Source organism: Embleya sp. NPDC005971, assembly GCF_040629175.1.
Classification (GTDB): Bacteria; Actinomycetota; Actinomycetes; order Streptomycetales; family Streptomycetaceae; genus Embleya.
This window is the reverse complement of sequence record NZ_JBEXUX010000053.1, coordinates 42,198-65,423: the sequence shown is the minus strand read 5'-3', so window position 1 is coordinate 65,423 and position 23,226 is coordinate 42,198. Positions and strand designations below refer to the sequence as shown.

20 protein-coding genes are annotated in these 23,226 nt (G+C 70.3%); 15 read left to right on the top strand and 5 right to left on the bottom strand.

Annotated features, from left to right (window positions below; all coding sequences use genetic code 11):
• Window positions 1–192: 192 nt before the first annotated feature.
• From ABZ374_RS35060 to ABZ374_RS35050, 3 genes are all read left to right on the top strand, one after another.
• The gene (locus ABZ374_RS35060; protein ID WP_360319089.1) at window positions 193–1,530 is read left to right on the top strand and encodes a hypothetical protein; all 1,338 of its coding nucleotides are present in this window, start codon (window positions 193–195) and stop codon (window positions 1,528–1,530) included.
• A gap of 421 nt (window positions 1,531–1,951) precedes the next feature.
• A complete protein-coding gene (locus ABZ374_RS35055; protein ID WP_360319087.1) occupies window positions 1,952–2,335 on the top strand; it encodes a PLDc N-terminal domain-containing protein in 384 nt (127 codons plus the stop codon).
• An 87-nt stretch (window positions 2,336–2,422) separates the two neighbouring features.
• On the top strand, window positions 2,423–3,256 hold the full coding sequence (locus ABZ374_RS35050; protein WP_360319085.1) for a class II glutamine amidotransferase: 834 nt from the start codon (window positions 2,423–2,425) through the stop codon (window positions 3,254–3,256).
• A gap of 43 nt (window positions 3,257–3,299) precedes the next feature.
• Here the strand turns inward: ABZ374_RS35050 and ABZ374_RS35045 are convergent, their stop codons facing one another.
• Entirely contained in the window at window positions 3,300–4,916 is a 1,617-nt protein-coding gene (locus tag ABZ374_RS35045; RefSeq protein WP_360319083.1) for an MFS transporter, read from the bottom strand.
• Between the two features lie 178 nt (window positions 4,917–5,094).
• Here ABZ374_RS35045 and ABZ374_RS35040 point away from each other — a divergent pair, with 178 nt between their 5' ends.
• Window positions 5,095–5,748, top strand: coding sequence for a GAP family protein (locus ABZ374_RS35040; protein WP_360319081.1), 654 nt, complete (start codon window positions 5,095–5,097; stop codon window positions 5,746–5,748).
• Window positions 5,749–5,861: 113 nt separating this feature from the next.
• Here the strand turns inward: ABZ374_RS35040 and ABZ374_RS35035 are convergent, their stop codons facing one another.
• Window positions 5,862–6,182 (bottom strand): carboxymuconolactone decarboxylase family protein, encoded by a 321-nt coding sequence (locus ABZ374_RS35035; RefSeq protein ID WP_360319079.1) that lies wholly within the window; start codon window positions 6,180–6,182, stop codon window positions 5,862–5,864.
• Between the two features lie 453 nt (window positions 6,183–6,635).
• Between ABZ374_RS35035 and ABZ374_RS35030 the strand changes: the two genes are divergently transcribed.
• The 3 genes from ABZ374_RS35030 to ABZ374_RS35020 all read left to right on the top strand — a co-directional run bounded on the left by ABZ374_RS35030 (window position 6,636) and on the right by ABZ374_RS35020 (window position 8,914).
• Window positions 6,636–7,499 carry a hypothetical protein gene (locus tag ABZ374_RS35030; RefSeq protein ID WP_360319077.1) on the top strand — a complete coding sequence of 288 codons (864 nt, stop codon included), beginning with the start codon at window positions 6,636–6,638 and terminating at the stop codon, window positions 7,497–7,499.
• A 232-nt stretch (window positions 7,500–7,731) separates the two neighbouring features.
• Window positions 7,732–8,433 (top strand): CBS domain-containing protein, encoded by a 702-nt coding sequence (locus tag ABZ374_RS35025; RefSeq protein ID WP_360319075.1) that lies wholly within the window; start codon window positions 7,732–7,734, stop codon window positions 8,431–8,433.
• A gap of 10 nt (window positions 8,434–8,443) precedes the next feature.
• Window positions 8,444–8,914 (top strand): cyclic nucleotide-binding domain-containing protein, encoded by a 471-nt coding sequence (locus ABZ374_RS35020; protein ID WP_360319073.1) that lies wholly within the window; start codon window positions 8,444–8,446, stop codon window positions 8,912–8,914.
• Between the two features lie 116 nt (window positions 8,915–9,030).
• On the opposite strand, the gene ABZ374_RS35015 is transcribed toward ABZ374_RS35020, so the two are convergent.
• Entirely contained in the window at window positions 9,031–9,726 is a 696-nt protein-coding gene (locus tag ABZ374_RS35015) for a response regulator transcription factor (protein ID WP_360319071.1), read from the bottom strand.
• Window positions 9,727–9,980: 254 nt separating this feature from the next.
• Here ABZ374_RS35015 and ABZ374_RS35010 point away from each other — a divergent pair, with 254 nt between their 5' ends.
• From ABZ374_RS35010 to ABZ374_RS35000, 3 genes are all read left to right on the top strand, one after another.
• Window positions 9,981–11,651, top strand: coding sequence for a GAF domain-containing protein (locus ABZ374_RS35010; RefSeq protein ID WP_360319107.1), 1,671 nt, complete (start codon window positions 9,981–9,983; stop codon window positions 11,649–11,651).
• Between the two features lie 274 nt (window positions 11,652–11,925).
• A complete protein-coding gene (locus ABZ374_RS35005; protein WP_360319069.1) occupies window positions 11,926–12,573 on the top strand; it encodes a hypothetical protein in 648 nt (215 codons plus the stop codon).
• Between the two features lie 283 nt (window positions 12,574–12,856).
• The gene (locus ABZ374_RS35000; protein ID WP_360319067.1) at window positions 12,857–13,327 is read left to right on the top strand and encodes a pyridoxamine 5'-phosphate oxidase family protein; all 471 of its coding nucleotides are present in this window, start codon (window positions 12,857–12,859) and stop codon (window positions 13,325–13,327) included.
• A 31-nt stretch (window positions 13,328–13,358) separates the two neighbouring features.
• Here ABZ374_RS35000 and ABZ374_RS34995 read toward each other — a convergent pair whose 3' ends face one another.
• The gene (locus ABZ374_RS34995; RefSeq protein ID WP_360319065.1) at window positions 13,359–14,624 is read right to left on the bottom strand and encodes an APC family permease; all 1,266 of its coding nucleotides are present in this window, start codon (window positions 14,622–14,624) and stop codon (window positions 13,359–13,361) included.
• Between the two features lie 237 nt (window positions 14,625–14,861).
• Window positions 14,862–17,558: a GNAT family N-acetyltransferase gene (locus ABZ374_RS34990; protein ID WP_360319063.1), complete on the bottom strand. Its 2,697-nt coding sequence runs from the start codon at window positions 17,556–17,558 to the stop codon at window positions 14,862–14,864.
• 191 nt (window positions 17,559–17,749) lie between these two features.
• Here ABZ374_RS34990 and ABZ374_RS34985 point away from each other — a divergent pair, with 191 nt between their 5' ends.
• The 5 genes from ABZ374_RS34985 to ABZ374_RS34965 all read left to right on the top strand — a co-directional run bounded on the left by ABZ374_RS34985 (window position 17,750) and on the right by ABZ374_RS34965 (window position 23,091).
• The gene (locus tag ABZ374_RS34985) at window positions 17,750–18,667 is read left to right on the top strand and encodes a universal stress protein (RefSeq protein ID WP_360319061.1); all 918 of its coding nucleotides are present in this window, start codon (window positions 17,750–17,752) and stop codon (window positions 18,665–18,667) included.
• 79 nt (window positions 18,668–18,746) lie between these two features.
• On the top strand, window positions 18,747–19,649 hold the full coding sequence (locus ABZ374_RS34980; protein ID WP_360319059.1) for a universal stress protein: 903 nt from the start codon (window positions 18,747–18,749) through the stop codon (window positions 19,647–19,649).
• 379 nt (window positions 19,650–20,028) lie between these two features.
• Entirely contained in the window at window positions 20,029–21,258 is a 1,230-nt protein-coding gene (locus ABZ374_RS34975) for a hypothetical protein (protein ID WP_360319057.1), read from the top strand.
• On the top strand, window positions 21,242–22,015 hold the full coding sequence (locus ABZ374_RS34970) for a hypothetical protein (RefSeq protein ID WP_360319105.1): 774 nt from the start codon (window positions 21,242–21,244) through the stop codon (window positions 22,013–22,015). Before ABZ374_RS34975 ends, ABZ374_RS34970 begins: the two co-directional genes overlap by 17 nt.
• Before the next feature lie 176 nt (window positions 22,016–22,191).
• Window positions 22,192–23,091, top strand: a complete 900-nt coding sequence (locus tag ABZ374_RS34965; protein WP_360319055.1) for an aminoglycoside phosphotransferase family protein — start codon at window positions 22,192–22,194, stop codon at window positions 23,089–23,091.
• Window positions 23,092–23,226: the final 135 nt, after the last annotated feature.

The following is a 23,226-nucleotide window of genomic DNA, read 5'->3' as shown; positions in this document are numbered from 1 at the left end:
GGGACGGCACGGCGGATGCCCGTTCACAAGCCCCACGCGGGACGCACATCACGGAACCCCCGCCCGGTCGCAAGCGCCGAAACCTCGGCTTCCACCCGCTCCGCTGGCGTAACTCGGAGTGCATGACTCGGTACGCTCTGCACATATTCAAGCCGTGTACGGCAATTCTTCCGCAGCCGCCCGGAGAGTGACATGAGTACGCAGTCAGAGCCGCCCCACGACGGGTCCGCCCGGGCCGACCACGTGCCGGACCACCACCGGGGCTCGCGCGCGGGGCGGATCGCGATGAGCATCGTCTCGGCAGTGTTGATCACGCTCACCTGCGTCCTGGTACCGGTCTCGCTGATCACCGTGTGGGTGCACGACATCGTGCTGAACACCGATCGATACGTCTCGACGGTCGCCCCGCTCGCGTCGAACCCCGCGATCGAGGCCGCGATCGCCGACCGGATCACCGAGGCGGTCGACGTTCGGGTCGACGGCAAACAGGTCACCTCGGACCTTGCGGCCTGGTTGGAGTCCCAGGGGTTGCCGCCTCGGGTCGGCAACGCCGTGAAGTCGCTGGCACCGCAGTTGGACGACGCGGCGACCCAGGCCGCCCACAAGGCGGCGACGCGTTTCGCCCGGAGCGACAGGTTCGAGACCGTCTGGAAGAGCGCCAACCGCACCGCGCATTCGGCGCTCGACCACGCGCTCACCGGCAAGGGGCGGGGCGCGGTCGGGGTCGACGAGGGCACCGTCACCCTCGATGTCGGCGCCGCCGTGGACTCGGTCAAACAGGACCTCGTGAACGCCGGAGTCAGCCCTGCGGACAAGATTCCCGACGTCGACAAGCAAATGGTCCTCGTCCAGTCCGACAAGCTGGAGAAGTTCAGGAACGCGGCGCACGCGCTCGACGTGCTCGGCAACTGGTTGCCCATCATCGCCGTCGTCCTCGGCGCGATCGGGGTACTCCTGGCCCGGCGTCGACGCCGGGCCCTGGTCACCACCGCCCTCGGCGCCGCCTTCGGCTGCCTGGTCGTGGCCATCGCCCTGGTGATCGCGCGGCGCTTCTATCTGGACCACCTGCCCGCTCAGGTGCAGTCCCCCGCCGCGGCCTCGGCGATCTTCGACACACTGCTGCGCTTCCTGAAGAACAGCCTCCGCACCGGGATCGTCCTGGGTCTGGTCGTTGCCATCGGCGCCTACCTGTCCGGGCCGGGGCGACTGCCGCTGGCCCTGCGCGGATCGATGGAGCGTGCGGCCGACTCCGTCGCGCGGTGGGCCGACACCCACGGGCTGCACACGGGGAGGACGGGCACCTGGGTGGCCGCTCACCGTCGGTGGCTCGCCATCGGCGCGCTCCTGGTCATCGCCCTGTGGTTCGCGCTGTGGAACCACCCGACCGGGCTGACGATCCTGCTGCTCGTGGTCGTACTCCTGGTTCTGCTCGCGATCATCGCGCTGTTGGCCGCGACCGGACGAACGACGCTCTCACGGACACAGACCACGAACGGGCGACCGGGTCCGGTCGGTGGCGGTACGCCGTGATCCGCTCGACCCCGGATCGGGTCCGGCGACGAGCGTGACGGACCCCGGGCACGACGCGGTCGCGATCCCACCCGCCCACGCCCGGGTCCGGCCGATTTCGGTGTCCGCCGCGGCTCGCTCGGCGGCCGTCGGGTCGCCTTCCGGTCGCGTGGCGGGGCACGCCGGTCGGGGCCCGCTGCTCAGCCGCTTCGGATGAGGTGGACGAGCGGGTGCCGCCGTAGACTTGATACCAGGCCGCCGTACGGTGCGAGCATCGGTGTCCGCACAGTCGCGCGGAGCGCCCGGGCGGTGGCGAGCACGCCGGAGAAGGCGAAAATCCCGGGCGGCATCCAGCGGCGTATCCCACGGATACCGGATGGCATGCCGGGGGGCGGTCCCGACTTTTGCAGATCCCACCGGGGTCGAGCGAAGGAGACCGACAATGGACTATCCACTCCTGAACGCGTTCTGGACCATGCTCTGGTTCTTCCTGTGGATCCTCTGGATCATGCTCCTCTTCCACGTGTTCGGGGACATCATCCGCGACGACTCCCTCAGTGGATGGGCCAAGACGGGCTGGCTGGTCCTGTGCGTGATCCTGCCGTTCATCGGCGTCTTCGTGTACTTCGTCGCCCGCGGGCGCGGGATGGGCGAACGCGACCGCCACCGGGTCGAGCAGCAACAACAGGAATTCCGCTCCTATGTGCGGGAAGCCGCGGCCACACCGGGCACGTCCGAGGAACTGGCCCGCATCGCCGAGCTCAGGAACGACGGTGACCTCACCGTCGAGGAGTACGAACGAGCCAAGGCCAAGATCCTGGCCTGAGGTCGCGGCCGAGGCGGGACAGCCTCCGGGCACGCACCACCGGGTCGCGGGACGCGGCCCGGACACGAGACCGAGAGGCGACAGCCGATGTGCCGATGGCTTGCCTACACGGGAACGCCCGTACTACTCGACAACATCCTGTACAAACCGACGCACTCGCTGATCGACCAGAGTCTGCACTCTCGGTTGGGCGTCGAGACCACCAACGGCGACGGGTTCGGCGTCGGGTGGTACGTGCCCGGCATCGACGCTCCCGCGCTCGTCCGGGACACCGGTCCGGCGTGGAGCAGCCGTACTCTCCGGGAGATCGCCGAGCACGTCAGCTCTCCGCTGATCTTCGCTCACATACGGGCGTCGACCGGGACCGCGGTGCAACAAAGCAACTGTCATCCGTTCCGACACGGGCGCTGGATGTGGATGCACAACGGCGCCATCGCCGATTTCCACCGCGTGAAGCGGGACCTCGCCCTGGCCGTCGATCCGCAACTCTTCCCGGACATCGAGGGATCCACGGACTCCGAGCTGATGTTCTTCCTGGCCCTGACACACGGCTTGGAGCAGGACCCGCCGGGGGCCGTCGCGCGGATGGCCGGTCTGGTGGAACGCATCGGTCACCGGCACGACGTGGAGTTCCCGCTGCAGATGACCGTCGCGCTGAGCGACGGACAACGGTTGTGGACCTTCCGCTACTCCAGCCGAAAAGCCTCACGCTCGCTTTTCTACAGCACTCGCGTGGAAACGTTGCGAGCGTTGCACCCCGATACCGGGTTCCTGCGCGGAATATCCGACGATACTCGCCTGGTCGTGTCGGAACCGCCCGGCGATCTGCCCGGGGCGTGGAACGAGGTCCCCGACGGCAGTTGCGGCATCGTGCAGCCCGGAACGGATGAACTGCTCGAATTCACACCCCTGCCCGCATAGCGTCCACCGCTTCCACCACCAGCGGCGGGCGCGGCCGGGATCGCTACGTCCGCGCCGAGCGGGGTTGGGTCGTGGGGATGCGCCCGGTGAAGAACAGGGCGAGGAGAGCGCTGAGGGCGAGGACGGCGAGCGCCGCCCGCAGGCCGTCGAGTCTGGCTGCCTGGTTCTCCTCGATGGCGGCCTGTTTCACCTCCGGCGTCAGGTGGGTCTTGTCGAGGGCGGAGTCGAGTTGCTCGTCCGACAGGAAGGGCGCGCCGCCTTCGAGTTCCACGGTCGCCCGGCTCGTGACCGACGCCGGAATCGCCGGGTTCCGCTCGATGGCGGCCAGGAACGACGAGGTCATGGCGGCGATCAGCAACGACCCGGCGAGCGCCGTGCCGATCGAGGCGCCGAGGTTGGTGACCGCGTTCTGCACGCCGCCGACCTCCGCGCTCCGTTCGTCCGGGAGCGCGGATACCGTGACCGATCCGAGCTGCGACGCCAACGCGCCCATGCCGAGTCCGATCAGCAGGAGCGGCACGGTGACGATCTCGGGGCCCGCGTCCGCGTCGAGCGCGGCCATCATGGCGACCGCCCCCGCGAACAGTGCCAGGACGCCGAGTCGCACCACGCGTCGCGGCGAGACGTCCGGGAGGAAGCGCGGGATCAGGATCGCGGCGGCCAACAGCGTGAGCGAGAGCGGCAGGATACGCGCACCGGTCGCCAAGGCCGATAGGCCCAGCGCGATCGACAGGTAGAGCGGAACGACGAAGAACACGCCCATCTGCACGAGGTACTGGAAGAAGAACATCGTCAGACCGCCGGTGAGTTGCCGATTGCGCAGCATCGACGGATCCACGAGCGGATCCCCGCCCCGGGCCGACAGCCGGGTCTCCCAGGACAGGAAGAGCAGGACGAGGGCCACTCCGGACAACATCAGCCACACGACCATCGAGACCCCCAACCAGGCCGGCGCGTCGGGCTTCGGCCGAAACCACCCCCACTCGGCCGACCGGAGCACGCCGAATACGAAGACCCCGAGCCCGGCGGCGGACAACACCGCGCCGACGACGTCCAGGCGCTCCCGCGCGCCGACCGGCGCGTCGGCGACCCGGGCCGCGAGTACCAGGATCACCGCCACGAGCACCACCTCGCCGGCGAAGACCCAGCGCCAGGAGAAGTAGGTCGTCGCCACACCACCGATCAGCGGGCCCGCCGCGATCGCCACGGCCCCCGCCGCGGCAACGAGCCCGTACGCGGAAGGGCGCCGCTCCGCCGGGAAGTTTCCCGCCACCAGCGCCACGATCGCGGGCAGGATGAGGGCCGCGCCGACTCCCTCCAAAAGCGCCCAACCCAGCAGCAACACCGACAGGTTCGGGGCCAGCGCCGTGGTCAGCGAACCACACCCGTAGATGCCGCACCCGATCATGAACCCGCGCCGACGACCGATGAGCCCGCCGATCTTGCCCCCCGGAATCATGAGCATCGCCATCACGAGTGTGTAGGCCGTGATCGCACCCTGGATCCCGGTCACCGTCGTGCCCACGTCCTCGGCCACCGTCGCGATCGACACGTTCATGACGGAACTGTCCAGCGCCATCAGGAACTGCCCCAGGACAAGCGGAATCAACACCAGTCGTGGCCCTGCGGAACGCACCGGTTTGTCCATCGCGGCTGTCATGGCCACATGGTCCCAACGTCGCGTGCGAGGGCCGATCCACCGCGCCGCGACGTCAGCCGGATGGCCGGATGGCGGGCGCCGACCTCGAAGTGTTGTGTAACGAGGCCCGAGGGGTGGTACCGAGTGCGGCGAAGCCTGCGCACGACTCCGCTCCACCATCACCCACGTGAGGACAACCATGGTCCTTGATCTCGTCCTCATCGGAACGGCCATCACCCTGGGACCGATGCACAACTCCGCGTTCATTCTGTTGTTGTCCGCGGACAGGGGGTTGTTGCACGGGCTCGTGTTCACCCTGACCTGGCTCGTGGAACTCGTCGTGGTGGTCGCGGCGGTGTTGCTGCTGACCGGGGGCAACCCGCCTTCGCGACACAGCGCGCCCTCGACGACGGGTCTGGTGATCAAGCTGACCGTGGGCATCGCGCTGGTGGTCTACGGCGAGCGCAAACGACGCAAGGGCGTCACCCGTTCCCGGGGGAACCCGAGGTGGATGGCCCGGCTGGACCGTGTTTCCCGGTGGACCGCGGCCGGGCTCGCCGTCCTGCTCCAGCCGTGGGCGATGGTCGCCGCCGGCGGCGCCACCGTGATGAACGCGAACCTGTCCTCGGCCGTCACGTTCGTGGCCCTGATGGGCTATTTCCTGCTCGCCTCGGCCACTCTGCTCGGGATGGAGCTGTACGCGACCTTCGCACCGGCCCGGGCACAAGACGAACTCGGGCGGCTGCGTACCGCCATCAGTACCCACCAGGACCAGGCGATCGTCATCCTGTCGCTGCTGCTGGGCCTGTGGTTGGCCGCGAAGAGCACGTACGAACTCGTCAAACTCGCATAGCCGCAGCCACCCCGAACACACCGGGGCCACCGGGGAGACCGGGCACGGCCGCTTCGCGCACTCGACCGCGTGCGAACCCCCGAGCGGCGTATCGGCGCGTCGAAACCGGGGGCTCAGCCCTCGGATTCGCGGATCGAAGCGGCGATCTCGATACCCAGGGCCTCGGCGATGTGGGAGGCCGCGGTCATCACTCGCGCGGTGCCGACCACGGGCGCGATCGCCACCAGGACGTCCTGGATCTGCTCCGGCCTCAGGTCCGCCTCCGAGCCGGCCTCGAAATGGGCCACGTAGGACACCGGCGGCGCGTCCATGGCGACGAGAGCGGCGATACGAGTGAGAATGAGGGCCTCCCGCGTCAGGCCGCATCGTTCCACCGAGTCGAGGGTCATGGCGGCCAGGGTGTCCAGGACGGGCGTGTCGGGCGATGTAGTCATGATGATCTTCCTTGCCGAATGCGGTGCCCGGCGGGCGTCACGCGCCCCGATGGAGCGCGCACGCACGCCGGCCTGCGATCCCCCTCTTTCGACCCTAGAACCGCACGTCCCCGAAGGCACCTCGGCGAGACGGCGGTGTCCGCGGGGCCGAACCATCGGGCCGGTGGCATCGTCCGCGCCGGCGGGATTCATGGCGACGCGAACGCGGCGGAAGGCGGCGGGATTTGCTCCCCGATCTCGTGTTCGTACGGCGGGCGAATCCCTTCGCGATCGGCGCGCATGCGCGTGCGGCGGACACCGACGGCGACGACGCCTCGTCGCCGTGTCGTGCCCGCTTCGCGACTGTTCGTCCCCTAGGCTCGCCTTTCGCGACATGGAACCTTCGACCGGTGGAGGGCGGGAATCGACCGCGAACCGCTCATCCGGACGCAGGCATCCTGGCTGCGTCCCGCCTTGCTGCTGCGTGTCCTCAATCGGTTCCAGAAGATCGCTGGTTTCGATCGTTCGATGGCTCTGGCCTCCGGTGCCCTGACCGCGCTGATCCCGCTCACGGTGTTGAGCGGTGCCGTCTTCGGCAGTGAGGCCGCCGATCGCATCATCAACCGCTACGGGCTCACCGGTGCGGGTGCCGAGGCCGTCAGGTCGGTATTCTCCGCCGAAACCACGAGTACCGGGGTCGGTGTCTTCGGCACGGTGTTCCTGACCATCTCGGTGCTGAGCTTTTCCCGGACCATACAGCGACTGTTCGAACAGGCCTGGGACCTGAAACCGCTCGGTGTGCGCAATACCCGCAACGGCCTGTGGTGGATCTGCGCGCTCAGCGTCTACCTGGCGCTGACCGGGTGGCTCTACGTGGTCCTGGGCGGAGGACGCCTGGGGCTTGCCGCTGCGGTGTGCGAAGTACCACTGACCACGGTCTTCCTCGTCTGGAGCGGCTCGATGCTCACCGCGAAACGGCTTTCGGGGACGGTCCTGCTTCCGTTCGCCGCCGCCGCGGCGGTCCTGACCGCGGCCTATTCGGTGGTCGCGACCATCTATCTGCCGCCCCTGTTCAATTCCTACGCCTCGCGCCACGGCGCGGCCGGCGCGGTCTTCGGGATGGCGACGGTGCTCTTCGGTGTGATGCTCATCCTCGTCGTGTCGGCGGCGGTGGGGCGGGAGGTGCAGGAGGAGCTCGCCCGGATCCGTCAGGGTAAACGCCCGTCCCAGGACGAGGTCCGGCGCCAGTGGGACGACATCGTCGATCAGACGCGGTCGCGTTGGCGCACCGTGCGCAAACGGCCCCTGCACCATCGGCCCGAGGACTCGGCTCGATGATCACCGCACCGGCGATCGACTGAAAGTCGCGGCCCGAACGCCGGTGGTCACCACGGCCGCCGGGGCCGCCGGCGCTCCCCCGCGCGGTGTGCGCCGAACCGGGTCGAACGGCCCTGTCCGCCGGGCAACGCGGCCCTGTCACCGTGCCGACCTCGGCGGCAGGCTCGTGGTGTCCGCCCGAAGACGTCGTCGACGCCGCGGCGACTCGTCGCACAGCAGCCAGGGGGTTCGCATGTTGCACCGGAAGATCGAGGACGTCATGACGCGCGAGGTCGCCGTCGTCGGTCCCGACGTCGAGTTCCAGGACATCGTCGCCGTACTGGACGCCCGCCGGATCAGCGCCGTGCCGGTCGTCGACGACGAGCGGCGGATCCTGGGCATCGTTTCGGAAGCCGACCTGCTGCGCGCCCAGGTGGAGCAGGCCGAGGACGACCACCGCTTGCCCGGCCTGCGCCGGTTGACGAGCCGCCGCACCAAGGGCGAGGGCCACACCGCGCGCGACCTGATGACCACGCCCGTGCTGAGCGTGGAACCCATGTCGAGCACGCTGCGCGGCGCGCGTCTGATGGACCGCCACCACGTCAAGCGCCTCCCGGTGACGGACGGCCATGGTCACCTGGTGGGCATCGTCAGCCGCTGCGACCTGCTGCGCACCTTCCTGCGCCCGGACACCGAGATCCGGGCCGAGATCGAGCAGGACGTGTTGCGCACCGCGTTGTGGTTGGAGCCCGGCACGATCGGGGTGGACGTGCGGGACGCCGTCGTGTGCCTGTCCGGGAACGTGGACAACCGCAGCCTCATCGACATCGTGCTTCGCCTGTGTCGGGCCGTCGACGGCGTCGAGAGCGTGACCCACACCCTCACCTTCGACTTCGACGACAGCCACATCAGGCCCGGCCCGGCGCACTCCGTCCGCCGCACTCCGGGCCGTTGAGGAGGATCCCGTGTTCCACACCACCGGCCGGATCGGCCACATCCCCAAAGAACACCTGGACCGGCTCCTGGCCTTCGGCCGACCGGTCACGTTCGAATCGGGCTCCCGCCTGTTCGAGGAAGGCCGACCGGCCCGCAACTTCTGGTTCGTCGAAAGCGGCTCCGTCTGTCTGGACATGCACGTCCCCGGCCGGCACGCGGTCACTGTGGAGACCCTGGGCAGCGGGGAACTCATCGGCTGGAGCTGGCTGTTCCCGCCCTACCGTTGGCATCTGGGCGCGCAGGCCGTCAGCACCGTCCGCGCCCTGGAATTCGACGCCGCGGCCATGCGTGCCGAGTGCGAACGCGACCCCGATTTCGGGCGCGCGATCACCCTCGCGTGCGCACAGGTGATCGCCGGCCGGCTCCGGGCGAGCCGGCTGCGGCTGCTGGACCTGTACGGGCCACAGGCGTCGGCGGAGCAGGACCCCACGCAGAACTGACAGCCGGCAGGGCCCCGGACGACGCGCTCCCGGCGTCCCGGGGCCTGCGGCACGCCCGCGGGCGAACGGCGAGGACACGCCCGATTCATCGGTCCGGGGGTAGGCAACCGCCGGTCTCAGGTCCGGTGTCGCTCGTTGCCCTGGTGCAACTCGGTGACGTAGACCGCCGCTTGGACCCGGCGTTCGAGGCCGAGTTTGTTCAGGACCGCCGAGACGTAGTTCTTGACCGTCTTCTCCGCCAGGCCCAGGCTTTCGGCGATCTCGCGATTGGTCTGCCCCTGGGCGATGTGCTCCAGGACCTGCTTCTCGCGCTCGCTGAGTCCCGTGGGGCCGGGCTCCGCGGCCGGGCCGTTGCGCACCCGTTCCAGGACGCGCGTGGTCACCGCCGGGTCCAGCAACGACTGCCCCGCCGCGACCGCGCGGACGGCGGCGATCAGGTCCCGGCCGCGGATCTGCTTGAGCACGTATCCCGCCGCGCCGGCCATGATCGCCGCGAACAACGCGTCCTCGTCGTCGTACGAGGTCAGGATCAACGCGTTGATCTCGGGAAAGCGCGAGCGCACCTCGCGACACACGTCGATGCCGCTGCCGTCCGGCAGGCGCCCGTCGAGAATGGCGACGTCGGGACGCAGCGCGGGGATGCGCCGGGCCGCCTCGGCGGCCGAGCCCGATTCACCCACGATCTCGATGTCGGTTTCGCCACCGAGCAGATCGGCGAGACCCCTGCGAACCACCTCGTGGTCGTCCAGCAGGAACACGCGGATGGGCGATGTCGACACGGGCCTCCTCCGGAGGTCGGGACGTAGCTCCATTGTCGGACGTCGCGGACGTCCGTGCCTGTCACGTTGTCACCGTATCGGGCGGTGCAACCCCGGGAGAACGGTCGACAGGTCACGGTCGGTCGGCCCCTGTTCGGACGCCCCGACCCACGATCACGGATGTTCATCCGGCGAAGACGAAGACCGGTGGGGCGCGGTTTGACACGATGGACAGGAGAAGGGTTTCGACGGTCTTCGATTCCTCGGGAGGGGCTGTGGCGTCGGACGAGCGACCGGCACTGCCGCGCATGCGCCTGGACGAGCTGCTGGACGAGCTCCAGGCGCACGTGGAGGTGGTCCGCTCCACCCGGGATCGGGTCAACGGACTGCTGGAAGCCGTGCTCTCGGTCGGCAGCGATCTGGACCTGGAAACCGTGCTCCGGCGGATCGTGGAGTCGGCGGTGTCCCTGGTCGACGCCGAGTACGGGGCGCTCGGGGTGATCGGCGACGAGGAACGACTGGCCCGATTCCTGCCGGTGGGCATGGACGCCGACACGATCCTGCGGATCGGCCCCTTCCCCACCGGGCGCGGCATCCTCGGCCTGATCATCCGCGACCCGCACCCGCTGCGCCTGCACGACCTGTCCGAACATCCCGACTCCTTCGGCTTCCCACCCGGTCATCCGCCGATGAACACCTTCGTGGGCGTACCGATCCGCATCCGCGACACCGTCTTCGGCAACCTGTACCTGACCGAGAAACGCGGCGGCACCGACTTCGACGAGGACGACGAGGCGGTCCTGCGCACCCTTGCCGCCGCGGCCGGCGTCGCGATCGACAACGCCCGCCTGTACGACGACGTGCGCCGTCGGGAACGGTGGCTGGCGGCGAGTTCCGAACTGACCCGGAGCCTGCTCTCCGGCGAACCTCCCGCGGACGTGCTGCGCTCGTTCACCACGACCATTCGCGAGATGGCCGACGCCGACCTGGTGACCCTGGCGGTACCGGTGGCCGGTACCGACGACCTGGTCGTCGAGGCCGTTGCCGGACCATTGGCGGACCGGGTCCGCGGGCTGGTCCTGTCCGGCGAAAGCACCTTGATGGGCAAGGTGTTCAGCTCCGGCGAGACCATCACCCGCAGCGACCTGGGTCACGATCCCGGTGCGGTGGTGGCAAGAACCGTGGGCATCGATCTCGGCTCGGCGTTCCTGCTCCCGCTCGGCACTCCCGACAGCATCCGGGGGGTGCTCCAGGTCGCCAACCGGGCGGAACGTCCGGAGCTGACGGAGGCCGTGCTGCGCATGGTCGCCGGCTTCGCCGACCACGCGGCCCTGGCCCTGGAGATCGCCGAGCGGCGCCGCGACGCGGAGTTGCTGACCGTGCTCCAGGATCGCGACCGCATCGCGCGCGACCTGCACGACCTGGCCATCCAGCGGCTGTTCGCCACCGGCATGACCCTCCAGAGCGCGACCCGATTCATCGACCACCCCGAGGCCCTGGAACGCGTCGAATCCGCGGTGGACGCCCTCGACGACACCATCAAGGTCATCCGCTCCACGATCTTCTCCCTCAAGGCCCGGGACCGCGACACCGGCACCGGACTGCGCTCGCGCTGCCTGCGCGAGGTCGACGCCGCCACCGAAATCCTGGGCTTCGCCCCGACGTTGCGCGTCGACGGCCTGCTGGACACCTCCGTACCCGAGGCCGTCGCCGCGCACCTGATCGCGGTCCTGCGCGAGGCGCTGGCCAACACGGCACGCCACGCACACGCGAGCCGGGTCGAGGTCCACGTGGAGACCGACGACAAACACGTACGACTTCGGGTACGCGACGACGGAGTCGGTCCGCCGGCCACACCGACACGCCACAGCGGATTGGGGAACATGCGGGAGCGGGCCGAATCCCTGGGTGGTACCTGCTCGTTCGGGTCCACACCCGAGGGCGGCGCACTGGTGGAATGGCGCGTCCCGCTGGGGTGACGGCGTCCGACGTCGTTCGCCGCACCGCGCGACGAGAAGTCCGACCCGAGGCGGTCGTCCCGGATGCGTCGGGGGCGACCGCCCCTTTCGGTGTGGGGCCGTGCGGTTCACCGGCAACGTCCCAACGGCAACCGGCTGTTGGACCCGCCGGTTCGGGCCTCTCGGCCCTGGGAGGGGTACCGGGATCACGGGACATTGGCGTCACGGCCCAGGAGAGCTCGTTCGTGGCCGAGCGCCGAGCACCGGGCCCGGCGCCACCAGGGAGGGAATCGACATGGCAACCGCACACGATCACCGACGGTCCCCGCGCCTGCACCTGCCCCACCGCTCCGCCTCGGCGCCCCGAATCCGGACCGACGAGACCGGGCCCGACGTCGTGGCCGGCTCCCCGGCGATCGGCGCGGTGCACACCGGCGATGTCGCCGTGGCGGGCCTGCGCGTCCTGCTGGGCTTCGTGTTCCTGTGGGCGTTCCTCGACAAGGCGTTCGGCCTCGGCTACGCCACCGCGAACGGCAAGGGCTGGGTCGACGGCGGCTCCCCCACGAAGGGATTCCTGTCCCACGTGGACGTCGGCCCGATGGCCGGGACGCTGCGCGGCTGGGCCGGGGAGGGTTGGGCGGACCTGCTGTTCATGCTCGGTCTGCTCGGTGTCGGTCTCGCCCTGATCCTGGGCATCGGCCTGCGCTTGGCGGCCCTCTCCGGCACCGCGATGATGGCGCTGATGTGGATTGCCGAGTGGCCGCCCGCCAAGCACCTCGACAGCGGCAAGCCCACCGCCTCCACCAACCCTTTCACCGACTACCACGTCATCTACGCGATCTCGCTGATCGCCCTCGCCGCGATCGCCGTCGGCAGCCGACTCGGCCTCGGCGCCCGGTGGGCCCGGCTGCCGATCGTCCGCGACCACCGCTGGCTGCTCTGATCGCCGGGGGCTCGGCCGGGTACCGTCCAGGTGACGGGCCCGGCCGAGCCATGTGTGGTCCCGCGCCGATGCCGGTGGACGACACGCGGGCCACCGCCGTTTGCACCGTCGCCGGCCGTCCACACGAGGTGACGGTGACCGTGACGCCCTCCGGGGCGTCGGCGGCGGACTTCCGCCGCGCCGAGCGGTGGACACGCCCTGTCCCGGGTGGGCGCGACGCGATCCACCGGGACAGGGCCGTTCGGCCCTGGTCGAAGACCCGTTCGGGTTCGAAAGTGGAGAAATGAGCGAAGACCTCGTGACGAAACATCTCCTCGACCGCCGGGAGACGTTGGAGTTGATGGCCGGCGCACAGGTGGGACGTGTCGTCGTCAGCGAGGACGCTCTCCCGGCCGTGCACCTGGTGGCGTTCGCCTTCGACGGGGAGTCCGTGGTCTTCCGCGCCCCCGCCGACTCCACGCTCGCCAAAGCCGCCTTGAACGCGGTGGTCGCGTTCCAGGCCGACCACATCGACCCGACCACACATACCGGCTGGACGGGCACCATCACCGGCCACGCCTCCCGCGTCCACGCCCCCGCATCCGTCGCCCGCCTGGAGCACCTGCTGTCCGAAGCCGGTGCCGAGGAGAACCAGGCGTGGTTCTCGATCACTTCCGAGTTCGTCACCGGCCGGCTGATGCAGCAGACCACAGGCGCCCGTTCGCCTTCGGGGCAGGCGACGGCGCCCGACCCGGCGCCCTCCTCGGGCGGGTGAGTTCGAACCGTCCGCCCGACACGGCGATCCGTCAGGTGTTGCGGCCGACCGCTCCGCGGACGCCGTAGGCCGCGGCGCCGGCCACGATCACGACGGCCCCGGCGAGTACCGAGGCGAGCGGCAGGGCGAAGGCCAGGACCAGGCAGCCGGACGTGCCGACGATCGGCACGATCCGGGCCGGGCGCCCCTCTTCGGGGGCCAGGGTCCAGGCGGCGGCGTTGGCGATCGCGTAATAGGCCAACACGCCGAAGGAGGAGAAGCCGATCGCGCCGCGCACGTCCGTCGTGGCGGCCAGGACCGCGACGACGCAGCCGACGGCGAGTTCGGCGCGGTGCGGCACCCGGAAACGCGGATGGACGGCGGCCAGGGCGTGCGGCAGGTGCCGGTCGCGAGCCATCGCCAGGGTGGTACGCGAGACGCCCAGGATCAGGGCGAGCAGCGAACCGAGTGCGGCCACGGCGGCACCGACCCGAACGACGGGCGCCAGCCCCGGGACACCCGCCGCGCGGACCGCTTCGACCAGCGGCGCGGCGGCGTCGGAAAGTCGGTCCGGGCCCAGCACCAGCAGAACGGCGACGGCGACCGCCGCGTACACCACGAGGGTGATCCCGAGGGCGAGGGGGATCGCGCGGGGGATGGTCCGTTGCGGATCCCGGACCTCCTCGCCCAGCGTGGCGATGCGCGCGTACCCGGCGAACGCGAAGAACAACAGGCCGGCGGCCTGCAACACCCCGCCCGCGGAGGCGTCCGCACCGACGTCCAGCCGACCGGCGACCACGGAGCCCGACGCCAGGCACGCCACGACCACCGCGGCGAGCACCGTCAGGACGACGGCGACCACCGCCCGGGTCAGCAGCGCGGACTTCTGCACGCCCGCGTAGTTCACCGCCGTCAGCACCACCACCGCGGCGACGGCGACCGCATGCGCCTGTTCGGGCCACACGTACGAACCCACCGTCAGGGCCATCGCCGCACACGAGGCGGTCTTGCCGACCACGAAGCCCCACCCGGCCAGGTATCCCCAGAAGTCGCCGAGCCGCTCGCGCCCGTAGACGTAGGTGCCGCCCGACTGCGGGTAGCGGGCGGCCAACCGTGCCGAGGACGTCGCGTTGCAGTACGCCACCACCGCCGCCAGGGCCAGTCCGAGCAACAGTCCGGAGCCGGCCGCCGACGCGGCCGGGGCCAGGGAGGCGAAGATCCCGGCCCCGATCATCGAGCCCAGTCCGATCATCACGGCATCGGACACGCCCAGATGCCGTTTCAGCTCGCCGCTGCCGGCGGACGCGGACGCACCCATCTCGCACTCCTCTACGACGACGGCCGCAGGAGCCGATGGAAGGGCATTTCGACAACGGTGCACGGTATCGGGCGGGAATGTCGAACGGATGACGAGGAGTGGAACCACCGGGGTCGGGCACGCGGCCGCGGTGCCCTCCACCAGCCACGGATTCGTGACCGAACCCGGGGACGGTCCGGACGGACCGTCCCCGGGTTCGGTCACCTTCGGGCGATCATCGCAGTGGAGTACCCCGGTTCAGCGCAGGCGCCGCAGGTACGGATCGTGTCCGGGTCGCGGCGCGAGGCGGATGCGGGCGTCGAGCACGGTGACGCCGTCGGGCCGGGCCACCAGTGGGTTCAGGTCGGCCTCCGCGAGTTGCGGCACGTCGTCCGCGAGCCTGGACAGGCGGTGCAGGACGTTCTCGATCCCGGCGGTGTCGGTGGCGGACGCACCCCGATGGCCGTACAGCAGCGGTGCCCCACGCGAACCGGCGAGCAGCGCGTGTGCGTCCAGGTCGGTCAGCGGGGTGAGCCGGGCGCCGTGGTCGGCGAGCAGGTCGGTGGTCACGCCGCCGAGGCCGAACACCACCAGCGGACCCAATACCTCGTCCTGGGTCACCCCGGCGATCAGTTCGACGCCGGAGGCGGCCATGGGCTGGACGACCACGCTCTCCATCAGCGCGCCGATGCGATGCGCGAGGTCGGTGAACGCCTCGCGTACCGCGTCGTCGCCGACCAGGCGCAGCCGGACCCCGCCTACGTCGCTCTTGTGCACGATCTGCGGGCCGTACGCCTTGAGTACGACCGCTCCGTCGGCGCCGAGGGGGGCCAGTTCGCGGGCCAGCGCCACCGCCTCGTCGGCGTCGAACGCCTGCCGCCACGGGCTCACTTCGATGCCGTACGCGCCCAGCAGACGTGCGCATTCGCGCGGCGGCAGCCATCCTCCGTCGGGCTCGCGCCCCAGGTAGTCGGCGGCGAGCGAGCGGGCCGCACCACGGTCGACGTCGGGCAACGCCGGTACCGTGCCGCGCGGTCGAGTCAGCCACATCGCGCGCTCGTGCGCGTGGGCGAGGGCTACGGCGGCGGTGCGCGCGTCGTTGTACACCGGCACCGTCCCGCCCGCGGCGGGCAACAGCTCCACGGAGGCGGCGCGTTCGGGCGCGACGACCAGGACCGGGCGCTCACCCACCGCAGGTCCGCCCAACATGTCGCCGAGCGGGTCGCCGAGCGCGGTCGGGGCCAAGGCCAGTACCACCGCGTCCACGTGGCCCGCGGCCATGACCCGGTCCACGCAGCGGCGCAGGGTCTCGCCGTCGACGGTGGCGGTGGTGTCGACCGGGTTGGCGCACGCGGCACCGGCGGGCAGCAGCGCCCGCAGGTCGGCCTCCAGGTCCGGCCCGAAGCGCGGCACCGCCAGGCCCGCGTCCACGCAGGCGTCCGCGGCGAGTACTCCGGCGCCACCCGCGTTGCCGATCACCGCGACCGAGGCGCCGTCCGGCAACGGCTGGGAGTGCAACAGGGCCGCGACGGCGACCAGGTCGCCGAGGGTCTGTACGGCCGTCACCCCGGCCTGCCGGAACAGCGCGCCCCGCGCCACCGTCGGGGTGACCGCGGCGGCCGTGTGCGATCCGGCGGCGCGGCGCCCGGCGGCGGAACGGCCCGCGTCCACGGTCAGCACCGGCTTGGTGCGGCCGACGGTACGGGCGATCCGGGAGAACTTGCGCGGGTTGCCGAACGATTCCAGGTGCAGGATCGCCATCGTGGTCTGCGGGTCGGCCTGCCACCACTGGAGCATGTCGTTGCCGCTGACGTCGTACTTGTCACCGAGTGACGCGAACGTGGACACCCCGATCCCCAACCGGTTCAACTGCTCCGTCAACGCGATGCCGACCCCGCCGGACTGCACCGCCACCCCGGCGCTGCCGCGAGTGGGGACGGCCCAGCCGAAGGTCGCGTTCAGGGCCGTCGTCGGGTCGGTCTGCGCGATGCCCAGGCAGTTCGGGCCGACCATGCGCATCCCGTGCCTGCGAATGGAGGCGTGCACCCGCGCGGCCTGCTCCGGCGTGCCGCCCGAGGTCACCACGACCACCGCCCGCACGCCGACGCGTCCACAGTCCTCGACCACAGCGGGGACCCGGTCGGCCGGGACGGCCACCACCACCAGATCGGGCACTTCCGGAAGCAGATCCGGCGTCGGGAACGCCGGTACGCCGTCGATCTCGGTCGCCGTGGGATGCAGTACGGCCAACGACCCGGCATAGCCGGCCGCCTTGACGTTGTGCAGCAGCGCCCGGCCGACCGAGTCGGCCCGTCGCCCGGCGCCCGCGATCGCCACCGCGCGGGGCGCGAACAGCGGTACCAGGCTGGCCACATCCGCCAGAGCCTCGCGCCGTGCCACGGCGGTCAGGTAGCGCTCGACCGTCGGTATGTCACCGTCCAGCGGAATCGCGCAGCTCAGTACACCGGACACGAGACGGTTGCGCACCGGCATTCCCATGTCCTCCAGGACCCGCAACATGGGCCGATTCCACGGCAACAGGTCCGCCACCAGCGTGCGCATGCCGGCCGCGCGAGCCATCGTGACCACGTGCTCGATCAGCAGCGTGCCGATCCCCCGGCCGTGCCACGCGTCGGCCACCGCCAACGCCAGTTCGGCCTCGCCGGAGCCGATGGCGCCGTCGTACTCGACGACCCCGACCACCTCGTCCCCGTCCGGGGTGAGCGCGACCAGCGCGCCGCATCCGGCCCGGTCGGGCGTACTCACCCGCTCGGCGGTCTCGCGTGCCGCCGACTCCGACGCGCCGAAGAACCGCAGGTAGAGGTTCTCCGCCGACATGGCGGCGTGCATCGCCAGCACCCGGTCCCGATCCTCGGGGCCCGGACGCCGCAGCAGTACCGTCTCGCCATCGGCGGCCAGCGCCCAGATCGCGTGCGGTGTACCGACCTCGTGCATGGTCCCGTTCCCTTCGGCCGAGGCGCGTGCGCGCCGCTCGCCGCCAGCCTCGCGCCGAACCTCCGCCTCCGGCAGGGCCGACCGGTCCGGGGACCCGGGTCCAACGGCCCTGCCCGGGCCCGGCTGGGACGGGCAGGGTTCGAAGCGCGGGCCGACAGGTGATCGATCGGCCTCGGGAGAAGGAGTCGACAGTGACCGTGCACGTGGGAGCAACACCGATCGTCGTCGGTATCGAGGACACCGACGCGGGCCGGCTCGCCGTGGTCTGGGCAGCCGACGAGGCCGCCCGCCGCGGCCTGCCGTTGCGCCTGGTGCACGCCCTCGACTGGCCGCTCGGCGCCGACCGTCATCCCGAGTCGAACCCGCACCGTCAAACCTGGGGCGAACGCTTCCGCGCAACCGGCGTCCGGGCCCTGGACGCAGCCCGCGAACTGGTCGCGCCCCGCCACCCTCGGCTGAGCACGGAATCGGTCCTGGCCGATGGAACACCCGTGGCCGCGCTGCGCGAGCACTCCCGGGACGCGGCGATGGTCGTACTCGGCTCACGCCGCCTGTCCACAGCCGCGGAGCTGCTGACCACCGGCGGAATCGCGGTACCGGTCACCGCGCACGCGACGTGCCCGGTCGTGGTCGTCCGGGAACCCGAGCACACGAGCGGTGAGCCACCGACCATCGTGGTCGCGGTCGACGGGGGACGGCACTCCGAGCCGGCCGTGGCGTACGCCTTCGACGAGGCCGCCCGGCGCGGCGCCACGATCGTGGCGATCAACGTCCGCCAATTGCCCGGCGGCCTGTTGGCCGGGCTGCGCATGCGCGAGGAAATGCAGGAGGGCCGACTGCGCCTCGCCGAGACGCTCGCCGGATGGACCGAGAAGTACCCGACGGTGCCCGTACACCGCGAGGTCGCCGTCGGACACCCCGTCGCGGTCCTGCGCGAGGCCGCCGAGCACGCCCTGTGCCTGGTCGTCGGTACGCGCGGACGCGGCGGCTTCACGGGCCTGCTCCTGGGCTCGGTCGGCCACGGGCTGATCCACCACGCCCGTTGCCCGCTGGTGATCGTCCCCGGCCCGGACGACGAGCGACCGCCGAGCACGACCGAGCACGACTGAGCATCCGCCGGCCCGGGCACTCGATGTACGGCCACCACGTTCGACGCCTCGACGACCACCTCGAAAGGGATCCCCCACCATGACCCAGGAATCCACCTCCGGCCCGGCTCCGCTCCAGGGGCACGTCGTCGTCGGCTTCGACGGCTCCCCCGGCGCCGAACGAGCCGTGGACCTGGCCGCCGACGAGGCCGTCCGCCGACACACCACCCTCGAAGTGCTGCACGCCCTGGAGTGGGTCGAAGTCGCCGGTGGCGACGACCGCTTCGGACAACAACTGCGCGAGAACGCCCGCGCCATCGTCGAGCGGGGCGCCGCCCGGGCCCGGGCCCGGCACAACCACCTGCCGGTCGTCGCCACGGTCGAACTCGCCAACGCCATCGACGTGTTGGAGGCCACGAGCGACCGCGCCGCGCTGCTGGTCGTCGGCAGCCGAGGGATGGGCGGCTTCGCCGGCCTGCTGATGGGCTCGGTCAGCCTCCCCGTCTCCGCGGCGGCCCGCTGTCCGATCCTGGTCGTGCGCCCCGACCACGACACGAGCCCCGACCGCACCCCGAAGGCGATCGTGGTCGGTGTCTCCGGCGACGACTGCGGCCCCGCCATCGAGGCCGCCTTCGTCCAGGCCCGAACCCGAGACCTGCCACTGCGCGCCGTGCACGCGTGGCGCTATCCGCCGATGCCGGCCGGCAGCGTCGCGTACGCCCCGGCCGTGTCGATCATGGACGACTGGCGCATGATGGCCGGAACCACGCTGGCCGGCGCCGTCAAGCCCGTCCGCGACAAGTACCCGCAGGTCACCGTCACCGAGGACGTCATCCTGGACACCCCCACACACGCCCTCATCGCGGCAAGCGCCGACGCCGAGCTACTGGTCCTCGCCGCCCACCGACCCACCGGCCGCTTCGGCCCCAACCTGGGCCGCGTCGTACACGCCCTCCTGCACCACGCCAAGTCCCCCGTCCTCCTCGTCCCGATCCGAACCTGACCCACCCGGGAGACCGTCCGCCCTTCTCGACGGGCCCGCCACCGCAGGCACCGTCCACGTCCGCGCCCGACCCACCGGAGCCCCACTCGGCCCGACGAACCACCGAGCCGACGCGGATCGTTGCCCGGCTTCGGCCTCGGCAGGCCGCGCCGGCGGCCGGCCGTGGACCGCCGGACACCGAAGCCCGCTCCGAGCAACTCCGCGCACCGCCCGCACCGCAGAACCCCGTTGCCCGCCGTCGAACCCCCGTGAGAGCATCGAATCAACGGTCCGTTTCCTTTCATTTACGCTTCGCAACACAAATGAAAGAGTGCGGGCCGTTGCCATATCCCCGGTTTTGGACAATCCATCGAGATCCGCGAATGGCAGGCAACGTTTGATGCACGCAACAGAGCCGACAGAAGCCTCCATCGAGGATGCGAGCAACATCCTGGTCGCACCATCGATGTTGCAGGACAACGACTTGATCCGGGACTTCTTCGGGTCCACCATCACGCCGGAGGACCTTGCTTCCGGTGCGCCCGACCTCGCGCAGCGGACCGTCTACCTGTGCGGCGACATATCCGGGATCAGCAGCGATCAACTGCGCGCGGCTGCCCGGGTATTCGTCGTCCGGGAGCTTTCCCGCGGCTACCCCGAGGAACTCGACGAACCTTGGGCCCTCGTCGATGTCGGCCGGGTTCCCGTCCGCGTACACGGCGTCGGCGTGTACTACCGCCGGTTCTTCGAACTCGACGCCGATCACTTCGGGCGGATCCGTGCGGAGCACACTTTCCAGTCCCTGACGGAGTCCACCAAGCCCGGAACGGCCCATCGCAGCGGAATCTATCTGACGCCCGTCACGCAAGACGGTGACGAACTACATTTCCGCCTGCTCCGGTGCTCCACGAATCTCTCGGGGCCGACCGAGAGCTTCCGCGCGACCGACAGGCACATCGTCGAGGCGCTGAACCGCGAGGCCGCCGCCGTTTTCCGGAACCAGGCACCGCTGAATCACGTTCTCGCCCAGATCTACCACAACACCCTCGCCACGGCCGAGCGCAAACAGTCCAAGGCCAAGATCTCGGCCCATGCCGACAAGACCAAGGACATGCCCGCCAACGGCATCATGGCCTTCTGCACCTTCTATGACGGGCTCGACAAGCTGCAACCCCTGGCCGAAGACGCCTTCGACTACGGCGTGAAGGGCAACAGCGGACTGACAAGACTCCACTTCCGCCTCAAGAATCCGGCCGAAGCACACGACGGGGTCACGCTCCCCGCGCAGTTCACCGTGACCCTCCATCCCGGCTCGGTATTCTTCATGCCGTTGTCCACCAACCGCCTGTATACGCACGCGGTCCGGCCCTCGATGTTGGATGCCGAGTCGCTCCCGACCCGCCTGGGATACGTGGTGCGCTGTTCGAGCGCCGAAGCCGTGCACAAGGACGGCCATACGTTCCTCAAAGTGGCCGGAGATCTGGTGCGGCTGGGGCCACCCACGCCGGAGGGCATGGACGAGCTGCGCAGGCTGTACGCCGAGGAGAACAAAACCTCGTCCTTCATCGATTACGGTGACGATTTTCTCTTCAGCATGAACACGGGAGACTATGGTGCCCCCCGAGTCTAGGATCTCGGACGAGATCCTCTCCTGCGCTTTGTCGACCGAGGAGAATCTCTTTGCGGAGCTGTCCGCGTCGACCCGTTGGGAAGACGTGGGAAGAGGCCGGCGCGGCGCCGTGCTTACCAGGGTCGACGAGGCGGGTGATGTGCCCCTCGTGCGTACCACCACTCGATACGGCAGCCCGACGCAGCGTTTCCGGGCGGTGCACGAACGGCTGGCGCAACGGGTCCAAGAAAGCGCGGCGCTTGCGGTCGGCTTCAACAACGCTCTCATCGAGAGCTACACGAACGCTTACAAAACCATGGGCAGCCATTCCGACCAAGCCCTCGATCTGGCCGACGATTCGTTTATCGCCGTCTTCTCCTGCTACCGGTATTCCGATGCGAGCCCGCCGAGGAAGCTGATCTTCGAATCGAAGGGGTCCGGCGGCGAGAAGTTCGAGATACCCCTCGCCCACAACAGCATCGTCGCGTTCTCCGTCGAATCGAATCGGCGACTCAGGCACAAAATCGTATTGGATGCCCCCGTCGGCCGGACGACGGACAACGAATGGCTGGGGGTCACCTTTCGAACGTCGAAGACCCTCGTTCGATTTCGCGGCGGACATGCGTACCTCCCGCAGAATACGCGTCTCGTGTCGGCCGACGATGAGCAGCAGCACGAGTTCTACCGACTACGGCGCCGCGAGAACACGGAAGCGGACTTCGTCTACCCGCCGCTGACGTACACCGTCAGCGAAAGCGATCTGCTGCCGCCCGTCTGACCTCGTCGCGTGCCCACGGCCGAGGCGGGCGGCCCGCTCGCCGGCCCGGGCGATGCCATGCGTTCCGGGCGGACACGGTCCCCGGAGTGTGCCGTCGCCCTCGAACTCGATCCCGAGCCCGCCGACGAGGGAAATCGTTTGACGTTCGTCGGAGTTCAGCGGTCCGATGGTGTGCCATGAGCACAGGGCGGATGCATCCCGACGAACACCCCATCGACGATGACCTCGTGCGGCGGTTGGTCGCCGGGCAGTTCCCGCAGTGGGCGGGGATCGGGGTGCGGCGGTTTGCGTCCGGAGGCACGGTCAACGCCATGTATCGGTTGGGCGACGACATGGTCGTACGGTTGCCGCTGGTCGAGGGCGGAGCCAAGGCCGTGTCGATGGAGCAGGAGTGGCTGCCCCGTCTCGCGTCCCGACTGCCCACGGCCATCCCCGAAGTGCTCGGGGTCGGACAACCCGCCGAGGGGTATCCGTGGCCGTGGTCGGTGTACCGGTGGTTGCCGGGCGAGAACCCGGTGGCAGGGGCACTGGACGAGTCCGCGCTGCTGGCCGCGGATCTGGCCGAGGTCGTCACGGCGATGCGGCGCATCAACCTGCCCGATGCGCCGCAGGCCCACCGCGGCGGACCACTCGCCGCACTCGACGCGGCGACCCGGGCCGCGATCGAGGAACTGCGTGGGATGCCGGGGGAGGACGTCGACTGCGATTCCGTGGCCGCCGTATGGGAGGACGCGCTGCGCAGTCCGGGCTGGGACGGGGCGCCGGTGTGGCTGCATGCCGATCTGATGCCGGGCAATCTGCTGGTGAACGGCGGCAGGCTGACGTCGTTGATCGACTTCGGGTGCATGGGGGTGGGCGATCCGGCCTGCGATCTTTTCCCGGCATGGAATCTGTTGCCGGCCGATGCGAGGGAACTCTTCCGCGAGGCACTCGGTGTCGATGACGCGACCTGGACGCGGGGCCGGGGACGGACGCTCTCGCAGGCGCTGATCGCCTTGCCGTACTACCGCAGGACGAACCCGACGATGGCACGTAACGCGCGGCATGTGATCGGGGCGGTGTTGGCGGAGGCATGACGCCGGCGGCCGTGGCCCGGGAGGCCGGGGGTAAGGGCGGAACTCTCCGCCGCGTGGCGTTGCCGAACGCCGATCGTCGGCCGTCCCCCGCCGCCGCATGCAACGCGCGCTTGCCCGTCCGGGTGATATCCCGTG